This window comes from Mariniflexile sp. (genome assembly GCF_041583155.1).
In the GTDB taxonomy this organism is placed as follows: Bacteria; Bacteroidota; Bacteroidia; order Flavobacteriales; family Flavobacteriaceae; genus Mariniflexile.
Window position 1 is genome coordinate 81,786 of the sequence record NZ_JBFHGK010000014.1, and the last position, 10,313, is coordinate 92,098.

8 protein-coding genes are annotated in these 10,313 nt (G+C 32.7%); all 8 read right to left on the reverse strand.

The annotated features are described in order from the left end of the window. Positions 1–1,269 carry a hypothetical protein gene (locus tag ABYI63_RS07420; protein ID WP_372755032.1) on the reverse strand — a complete coding sequence of 423 codons (1,269 nt, stop codon included), beginning with the start codon at positions 1,267–1,269 and terminating at the stop codon, positions 1–3. Positions 1,270–1,505: 236 nt separating this feature from the next. After that, positions 1,506–2,111 carry a TetR/AcrR family transcriptional regulator gene (locus ABYI63_RS07425; RefSeq protein ID WP_372755034.1) on the reverse strand — a complete coding sequence of 202 codons (606 nt, stop codon included), beginning with the start codon at positions 2,109–2,111 and terminating at the stop codon, positions 1,506–1,508. Positions 2,112–2,135: 24 nt separating this feature from the next. Beyond that, positions 2,136–3,416, reverse strand: a complete 1,281-nt coding sequence (locus ABYI63_RS07430; RefSeq protein ID WP_372755036.1) for a TolC family protein — start codon at positions 3,414–3,416, stop codon at positions 2,136–2,138. Between the two features lie 96 nt (positions 3,417–3,512). Further along, positions 3,513–6,713: an efflux RND transporter permease subunit gene (locus ABYI63_RS07435; protein WP_372755038.1), complete on the reverse strand. Its 3,201-nt coding sequence runs from the start codon at positions 6,711–6,713 to the stop codon at positions 3,513–3,515. Positions 6,714–6,726: 13 nt separating this feature from the next. Next, the gene (locus tag ABYI63_RS07440; protein ID WP_372755040.1) at positions 6,727–7,740 is read right to left on the reverse strand and encodes an efflux RND transporter periplasmic adaptor subunit; all 1,014 of its coding nucleotides are present in this window, start codon (positions 7,738–7,740) and stop codon (positions 6,727–6,729) included. A gap of 154 nt (positions 7,741–7,894) precedes the next feature. Beyond that, on the reverse strand, positions 7,895–8,701 hold the full coding sequence (locus tag ABYI63_RS07445) for a universal stress protein (protein ID WP_372755042.1): 807 nt from the start codon (positions 8,699–8,701) through the stop codon (positions 7,895–7,897). A 130-nt stretch (positions 8,702–8,831) separates the two neighbouring features. Further along, positions 8,832–9,731 (reverse strand): helix-turn-helix domain-containing protein, encoded by a 900-nt coding sequence (locus ABYI63_RS07450; protein WP_372755044.1) that lies wholly within the window; start codon positions 9,729–9,731, stop codon positions 8,832–8,834. A 258-nt stretch (positions 9,732–9,989) separates the two neighbouring features. After that, the coding region (locus ABYI63_RS07455) for a DUF6515 family protein (RefSeq protein ID WP_372755046.1) at positions 9,990–10,313 on the reverse strand (324 nt) is incomplete at its 5' end.

Below are 10,313 nucleotides of genomic sequence, written 5' to 3' on the forward strand. Positions count from 1 at the left end.
TTAAAAGTAATACGTAAAATTCAATAAAAGTTTAACATTATCTGCAGCTTCATAGCTAGTGACTTTACCATAGCTGTCGTAACCCGTTATTTCTTCATTGGTTTGGCCATTGCTATCGCCTTTATTGTAGTTCACCAAAGAATATTCTATTTCGGTACCAATACTTGTTTTGCCTGAAACAAAAACAAGTCGTGGAGAAACGCGCATCATGTCTTTTACATTACCCCATCTTCCTGTATAGCTATTGATATCCACTTTTTTTGATGCACCTAAATTTTCAGAATAACCAGCAAATACACCTGCTATAATTTGACTTCCGTTGGTATGAATATCTAACCATCCGGAAAGTGTATTGTAAGGGGTATATTCTACTATGCCTTTGGTTATTTGGTCTTGGGTGTATACTTTATCTATTGCAGCATATCCCCCCATCATTACTAGGTTATCGTTATTCTGACCAAAAATACTGTAGACTTTATAAGTAAATGGTGCAGTTGTAAATTTGGCATAAGCAAAAGCGGTATTACTATGAATGCGTTCTTTGGTAACGTAATCGTTTGCAGTTACAATTTCTGGTCGTAATATTTTATGCCCTACACCTGCTCCACCAACAAAGTGAGGCGTTTTATATTGTGCCTGCAAATGAAGTTCGGGTATTAAGGCATTTATTTGTGAGTCTAAAACGCCTTTGTTAGTAAAATGTCCGTTAGTAAGTTGGGTAAAGCTTAAGGCAACTTTACCTACTTGATATGTGAACTTAAATTGCGGATTTCTACCTAACGGATTAAATGGCACTCCTGCACCAAAGGTTACATTTCCAGGAAAGCATTCTGTTATAAATGTTGGGTGCCAATACTGACCCACTAATAATTGTGTTTTTTCCCAATCTAATTTTATAAATGCATGTCGTAGCCTAAAACTATACTTTGTATCGGTGTTTATTCCCAAAAAATCACCTTCTATAAAAGCCATTGTTTTAGCACCAAAAGCATCCGGACCTGTGATTTTCGCATTAATTCTTGTGCTTAAAGTTGAAAAATTAAAGGAAGGTGTATCGTTAATATCATTACCTTCACTATCTAATTTTATGGGTTGTGGTGCAAGAATTAGCAAAACTTCATCTCTTGCCTCTACAGTTTGTCGTGTTGTTAAACTGGCATCGGTACTAATAAACCCACCTATTTTTACTATGGAATTAAAATCTTTATTTTGAGATATGACTGTAAATGAGGTTGTTAATATGATTGCTAGAAGAGATGCTCTTTTCATTTGTTAAATTTAATTTTATTCCAATTGTCCCTTTACTTCTTCGGATTATAGAATGCTAAAGCTTTTTTTGCAAGCAGTAAAAGTAACGGCATAATTAACAACTAAACATGAGAAAAATCAGTTGTAGCCTTAATTTTTTTTTAAAAGGCTAATAGAGAACAAACCTTCAAGTTAAATGGGTTTCATTTTGAATATATATTAATTAACTTTTTAAATGTTTTTTTTAAGTTTTTAATTTACACAATAGAGGTATTGACACCCTTTAAATATTCCAATCCTTTAACAGAAACTAACCTATACATAAAGAGCGAATTTATAAAATCTATTGACTTTTTGTTGGTAACGGATAAGAAGCCATCGGTAAAAATTATTTTTGATACATTATCAAAAGAATAGCAAATTTCTTCGGGGTCTAAATCTGCTTTATATAAACCTTCGTTTTTACCTTTTTTTATATTTTCAATTACAAAAGGCAAAACGATACTGTTTTTATATCGGTAAACCTCAATGAAAATATTAGAATGAAATTGTTTTAACTCCTTACCAAAAGTTGGTGACATATGAAGTGCTAAATGATTTATATGTTTAAAAAACAATAATAATTCTTCAATAGGATTTAAATTTTTTAATTGATTATTTTTAATTAATTGTTTTAATTCTTCAGCTTTTATTTTGATGACCTTGTGCAATAAATCAGTTTTGTTTTCAAAATGCTTATAGATGGTTTTTTTAGAAACACCACATTCGGTTGCGATATCATCCATCGTAATATGCTGAATACCGTAGTTAAAAAACAAATTACAAGATTTTTGAATGATGATATTTTTTTTGCTTCCACACATTGGAATGATGTTTTATTTCTAGATTCAATGTAAGTTACCAACAACCTTTTTGTAATTCGCTTCACTAATTTTAAACAGTGCCTTTGCATCAATAACCTCAGAATAAGCTTGTTGCCAAAGCACTTGTGCTTCTAATAAATCCTTCCCGATAACAGTGCCTGCATCAAAACGATCTTCATTTAACCTTAGGTTTTCTTCTGATTGCGCTAATGAATTCTTTGTAATTTCTACACGTTTTAGAGCTTGCTGTAATTCCAAATAAGCGTTTTCAATTTGAATTAATAATAATTCTTCAGTCTCTTCTAATTCTAATTTTTGTGCTTCTGTTTTAAACTTTTGCTCTTTTACTTTTTGCTTTCTGCTTCCCCAATCAAAAACAGGAATATGTACACTTAACAAACCATAATAAGTCGTCATATCATTTGTACCATCCGAAAAATTAATATGTTCTCCGGTGGCATATAAACCGCTTACATTTAAGGCAATCGTTGGCTTTCTGTCGGCTTGCAATACTTTGGTTTGCAACTCTTCAATTTCAACGGCGTTTCTTAGCATTTTTATTTCAGGTCGATTCTCTATCGCTTCTGTATGAGATATTTCATTAGTCAAATCAGCTTCATTAGTAATGGAATCTTCAACCATAAAATTAGTATTGGCCATACCTATAAGTTGTGCCATTTTTAGTTTTAATATGGCTAAACCATCGGTGGCTTTGGTAAGGTTTAATTCAGCTTCATTTAATTTAACACTTACCTGTAACACATCATTTTTATAAATAATTCCGGCCTCAAATAAATTGGTTAAATCCTTAAGTAGTTCCGTTAACAAGGCTTTATATTTTTCAGCTAATTCAACCTTGCCTTTAACGTTCACTATTTGCCAATAGGTGGTTTCAACTTCCAATAATACTTCGCTATCGGTTAATTCTTTTTGTGCTGAATACAAATCGACTGCAGAACTCCCTATTTTTTTTGCTTTATTAATTTTTCCACCTGCATAAATAACCTGCGATACACCTAAAGTTGCACTTGCATTATATTCTGGAATTAATAAACTTATAGGTTCGCCTAGATGCATACCTATGGCGTTGGCTTCTACAAAAGGTTTATCGGACGCATAAATAGATGCTTTTGCAGCCTTAGCGGCTTCAATGTTTTGTGAAGCTTTTTTTATTTTTTTATTGTTAAGTAAGGCCATGGATTTGGCTTCTTCCAAACTCAATAATGGATTCTGAGCCTTTATATTTTGAAAAGGAATACAAGCAAATAATAAACCTATGTATAGAATATAGATATGTGTTTTCATGTTTTTTTTTGAATATTAATTTTGAAATAGATGCTACTGCTTCCTATTTAAGATACTTTGTAATGCTATTAATCTTGGAAACAGTAGCGCTCTAATCTAATTTTTACGATGGATTCGTTTTTCGAATTTATGTTTGATAACTTCCAATTTTCGAATTGTTCTATTTCGTTTTGGTTTGTATAAGATAGTTTCAATTTCTTCTGCATCACTACGCGGATGTACAGCATCAAGTTGTGGATTAACAAATTTGTAATACAGAATAGGCACTACAAATAAGGTTAAAACCATTGATACAATCAAACCGACTGCCAAAACACTTCCCAAAGGTGCCCAAAGGGGCGATTTACCTACAATCATAGGAACAACACCAACAGCAGCTGCAATGGATGTTAGGAAAATGGGGCGCATACGTCTTTTTCCAGATGCTTTAGCTGCAGCTTTAACGGAATACCCGTGTTCCAGCACTAATTCGTCGGCATAATCCACCAGAATAATACCGTTTCTAACCACAATTCCAATTAAACTTATTATGCCCATAAATGCTGTAAAACCTATAGGGTTTCCGGTTAAAAATAAGCCCAGAAATGCGCCTAATAAACTTAAGGGAAAGGTTGACAAAACAATTAATACTCTTGTAAAATCTTTAAACTGAAATAGTAGAACCAAGAAAATAAGTATTAAACTTATGCCTAAAGAAGCCATCATATGAGGTGTGGTTTCATTTGTACTTTCATATTCCCCGCCATAATTAATGGAGATGCCTTCTGGTAAATCCAAATCTTTAATCTTGGGCATGATGTCCTTTTGAATGGTAGCCGCTTTAATTCCCATTTGGGTTTCAGACCTAACCGTTAAGGTTCTTAATCCGTTTTTGTGAGTAATGGCACCTGTATGCCATTCGGGAGTGATGCTTGCCACTTCTTTTAAAAGTACTTTAGTGCCAAAAAGTGTGGAAATACTCAGGTTACCCAAATCGTTAATATTCTCACGATTTTTAACATCATAGCGCAATAAAATATCAATAGACTTATCACCTTCATATAAATTAGATACGGGATATCCTTTTAAGCCAGCACCTAACGTTTTGTAAACCATAGCATTGGTAACTCCTAATCGATTCGCTTTATCATCATTTAAATTTACTTTTACGCCATAATAATCGTCTTCATACGAAGTTCTTACCCAATTGGTTCCTTCCGCAGTTTCTAAAATTGCTTTTACTTCTTCGGATACTTGTTTTTGTTTGTTTAAATCTTCACCTACAATTCTAACCTCAATTGGTGCGGGAGTTTCTTTTAATGATAATTGTCTTATTCTTATATAACCATCAGGAATAAATCCTTCAAACTTTTTAATAAACTCATCTGCCAACTCCTGAGTTGCTTCTGCTCCTTTAGTTGTAATGAATATTTGTGCAAAGTTTTTTCGTGGAAATTCGGGTGCATAAGTAGCATGGAATCTTGGAGAACCTTCACCTACAAAACTAGCTAAACCCACTACTCTATCATCATCCTTAATTTCATTTTCTATACGTTTAACTATGGCATCCGTTTGCTGCAAACTAGAGCCATTTGGTAACCAAACTTCAATGTTAAATTGATTTCTTTCGGCCGTTGGAAATAATTCCTGTTCTAAGCCCGTAGCAACTATCATGGCTAAAACAATAGATAATACACCAAATAATAGGGTGGTTTTTGGCCATTTAAAACTAAAATCTAAACTGTTATTAAATACATGCTGTAATTTATCTAACAAGCTCTTTTTGTTACCATCGCTTACTTTATGTTTTAACCCCTTTTTTATAAATACATAACACATGTAAGGTGTTAATAAAAGCGCTACTAATAACGATGCGAATAAGGCTACCGCTACGGCTATTGGTAAAGCTTGGATAAACTCTTTTGCGATACCATTTAAGAAAAATGCTAATGGCAAAAAAGCAAAAATTATAGCCATAGTTGCTGTGAAAATAGGCACCATAAGCTGGGTAGCACTTTGCCAACCGGCCGTCCAGAGATCAACACCTTCATCTAGTTTTTCAATGTAATTATCTACAACAACGATGGCATTATCTACCACCATTCCCAAAACGATTATTAAGGCAGCCAAAGTAACTTGATGAATTTCTATCCCGATAATATTTAAAATTCCGAAAGTGATAATTATTGCTATTGGACAGGCAACTGCAGAAACGATGGCTACTCTAAATGGTAATAATAAAATTACCACAATAATTACAGCTAGAATTGCAATGACAAACTCCAGCATAAAATGACTTATACTTCCTTTTACAACTTCTGGTTGATCTACAATTGTGCTAATAACCACATCTTGTGGCAATTGTTGTTTTACAATTTCTATTTTTTCTTTTAACTTTTCTCCAAATTGTACAATGTTATTCCCGGGTTGCATTTCCACCGTTAACATCATTACTTTTTGGTCGCCTACTTTTATATAACTCGAAACCTCTTCATATCTGCGCTCAATGCTTGCAACGTCTTTTAAGCGAACCACTTTGCCATTGGGGTTGCTGTATATGATTTGATTAGCTAAATCTGCTTCATTTTTATATTGATTTTTTGCAAATACAGAGGCTTTAGAATTTTCTAGAGTAATTTCTCCAGAATAGCCTATACTGTTTTGCATTTGAATGACTTGTGCTATGGTAGAAAAATCAAATCCATATTGACGCATTTTTTCATCTGAAACAGTCACATAAATCTGTTGTTTTTGTCCACCGTAGCGTTTAATTTTAGAAGTTTCATTTATGGTTTTTAATCCGTCTTCAAGTTTATCTAAATAGGTTTCAATTTCAGCATAGGTACGACCTGGTGCCGAAACAGTAATCATTTGTGCTACAACATCTCCAAAATCACTATTAACAATAGGGCCTATAATGCCTGATGGTAATGTGTAATTTAGTCTAAATGAGGTATTCAAACCATGTTGTAATTTGGCCCAAAATCCATCGGTATCTTTTACGTTTTCATTTAACTCAACAGTAATAACTACTTGACCTTCTTTAGTTTCTGAAATTGTTTTTTCTTTTCTTACTTCTTCAAAACCAAATAAATATTGCTCTAATTGATTTGTTAATTGTTGCTCTACTTGAATTTCATCGGCACCTGGAAAAGCAGCGACCACCAGCCCCTTTCTGACTGTAATTTCTGGGTCTTCGCTTCTCGCCATGGTAGCTAAGGCGTAAATTCCTAAAATCATTAACAATACAGTCATCACAATGGTTACCTGGTGGTACTTCATTGCGGCTTCTATAAAATTTATCTTTACTTTTTTCATCTTTCAGTGGGAATTATAGTGCTACTGTTTGTCCGTCTCTTAAATTTTTATTTCCAGCTGTAACAACTTTATCACCCACGGATAATCCATTAGTAATGATGATTTCGTTTCCTTTAAAACCTCCCACCGATATTCTCTTTTTAATGGCTTTCTTATCTTTTATTACATAGGCATACATGATATCATTAGCGTCTCTTACAATGCTTTCCGAAGGAATACTAATAACATTAATGGTACTGCCTGTTTCAATTTTAATAGTGCTAATCATGCCTGGTAGCAGTTTACCTTCGGCATTATCTACTCTTACTTTTACATTGAAGGTTCTGGTTAATGCGTCGGCGCTAGGGTTAACAATTGCAACAGTTCCAAGAAATGTTTCGTTCATAGAAGGAATTTCTACTTGCGCATTTTTACCTATCTTAAGTTTCGATATTTCAGATTCGGTAATGGATGCTTTAGCATAAACCTGATCTGTTTTCATTATAGTAAAGGCGGGAATTCCGGGAGCGGCAGTAGCTCCAATTTCGGTCATTTTTGCAGTAATTAACCCTGAAAAGGGTGCATATAATTTGGTGTCCGATAAGTTTTTGGCTGCCAAGTTTTTATTTGCATTTGCTTGTGCTACAGCAACTTTAATAGCTATAAAATCACGTTCTGGCAAGCTACCTTTTTGATATAAACTATTAAGTCTTTTAAAGTTGTCGTTAGCTTGCTCTAAGCCTGCATTGGCAATATCGAATGCATTTTTAAAGGTGGTAACATCTATGGATGCTAATAATTGTCCTTTGCTGACTTTCTGTCCCTCTTGTACATATACATTCGCTATTCTTCCTGGGACAGAAAATCCCAAAGACACCGTGTTATCTGCTTCAATAGTTCCGCTATATTTTAGAACTTCAGTATCAGCAGATGTTTTTATTTCTTTAGTTATGACTTTAGGTATCGATACGTCCTTTGCTTTTTCTTTTTTATCTGAACAACTAACTAATAAAAGTGCTAATGTTGCTAGAGTGACTATTTGTTTCATAGGTTTTAATATTGTGAGTATTGGTTGTTTTAATTTACTCTACAAAATTCAACCTATGTTAAGAATTTTAAAAGGTCTATAAAAGGGTGTAATTGGTCAAAAAAAAGGAATTTTAAGGTTTGTTAAATTAAAAACTAAATTTATAGTTTTAGGGTTATTCTATAGGAATTGAAAGTAATGGAATATTTAATCCTGAAGCCATAACTCTAGTTTTGCTTTTATGCATTATAGACTCCCAAAAACCATATTTTCTGGGCATCATTACTAATAAATCAGATTTAGATTTTTTAAGTTCCGTTTCTATAGCTTCAATAACAGTATTAGATTTTACATTCTTGTATAAAATAGTAACATCCTCCAATTCATTATTAATTTCGTCTTTAGCAATTGCTTTTAATTCATTTACTTTTTGTTCAACATAAAAAACGGTAACTTTAGCATTTAACATAATTGCTAATTCGCGCAATTTTGCTAATGTTTTTAATGGAATACCTGCTAACAAATCGCAAGCAAATAGAATATTTTTAATTCCAGCATACTTTGCATCAATTGGAACAGCCAAAACAGGAAAACGTTTCATACTTATTAAAGTTGTAGTTGGGTTGCCAAGTAAATTTTGCTCCATTGATTTAGGTGACATACCAATAACCAAAAGACGACTATTGTATGCCTCCATCAAACGTTCAGCTTCCTGATCCAAACTAACAAAACTACATTTATATTCCACTTTAATATCAAACTTCTCCATTATATCTAAAGCTAATTTTTCTAGCCTGCTCCTATTATTCTCTATCAAAACTTCTACTGATGCTCCTGATAATCTAGCATTTGAAGCATGAGTAGATAGTTGGAATGCATTAAAAATAATGAGCTTTGTTTTAAACTCCATAGCTAGCGATGCAGAATACATTACCGCGTTGTCTGATAATTTTGAAAAATTTGTGGCGACTAAAATGTTCATAATTAAATTTAATGTTTTACAACCAAAAGTAAGGATTTAAAACTACTAAATTTTAGTCAAAAAAAGGTTCATTTTGGTCAAAATCAGGTATTTTAATTAATCCTAACAACTTCAGATTAACAACTTAATGTTAATTGCCTTTTCTATACTGTGAAGGCGAAATCCCTGTGTTCTTTTTAAAATATTTTCCAAAGAAGGATTGATTGCTAAATTTCAATTCATAGGCTATTTGAGAAATACTTAAAGACGGATTATTAAGAAGTATTTTGGCCTCCATAATGATTGCATCATCTATTAATTGACCTGCAGTTTTCCCGGAAACCTCTTTTAAAACCTTAGATAAATGCCCGGAAGTTAAGCACAAAATGTCCGCATAAAACTGTACTGAATGTTCATTTTTAAAATTATCGTTTAAGATTTTTAAAAACCGTAGTGTTAATTCTTCTTGTCTGGTCAATTCCGCCTCTAAATTTGGATAAGCTATCGTAAACAGCGATCCAAAATGATACATTAACAAATCAAATGTATGGTAAGTTAATTCATCCCTAAAGGGAATATCGGCTGCATCGGCCGCATTGGTTTTAGCTAATAATTTTGCTAGCGTTAAGGTTGTATCTTTATCATCGTTAGATAATTTTAATTTAGGGATACTATTAGCGGTAAAAAAATCTAGAGCATCAAATTCAGATTTTTTAAAAGCATTTTTAAGAATAAAATCCACTGTAAAACTAATACAAACAACTTCCAAATGTTTACTCATATCGAGTGCTTGAATAACTGTTTGGGGTTTAATTGCAATCATCTCGTTTTCTCCTATCGTATAATTAATAAGATTTAATTGCACTTTTAGTTCACCTTGAATTACTAATAAAAAGGAATAGTTGCCACCACGAAATGGATGAGAAAACGGAATTACTTCAAATTTATTTTTAGATATGTGTACATGCAAATCGCTATCCTTTTGAGGATTATCGCCAATTATTTCAACAATATCGGATATTGTGAAGTTTTTTATTAATGTGTTTTGCAATTACTGTAGGTTATGGTTATTCTATCTCAAAGATAAGCTTTATCTCTTTTAAAGCCATAGCAACTTAGTAGATTAATATTCATAAAAATATCTTTATTAGGAAAAGCTTCATCGTTTTAAAAATGCTTGGTGAACACATAATTACTTGATGGATTTATTTTTAAAACTTGTTTTTTTATAAAAAAGATAAGGAGGTTTCTTTTATTTAAAAACCTCCTTAACAACTAAATAACCAATTCACTAACCAAATTTAATTTTTTATTCCATATCAATGATACCTACAACCTCGTAGGCTCTTGTGCCATTTATTTGAATTTTTTCATAAAGTATATTCGCATATTCGTAATACGTTAACCCGTCAATCACCACTTTTTCATAATCATCGGGAAGTTGATAAACCACGGTTCCTATGGCTGGTTCTACCACTTCATATTGATTCTGATTTTGGATATAAAATATGCCTTCAACAAAAAAGTAGTTAAAATTGCTAAAACTAACTCGTACAAAATTTGCAGGTAAAACGTTTATTCTAAACCCTACTCTAGGTGGGATTACTACATAATGTCCTCTACTTTGTACATA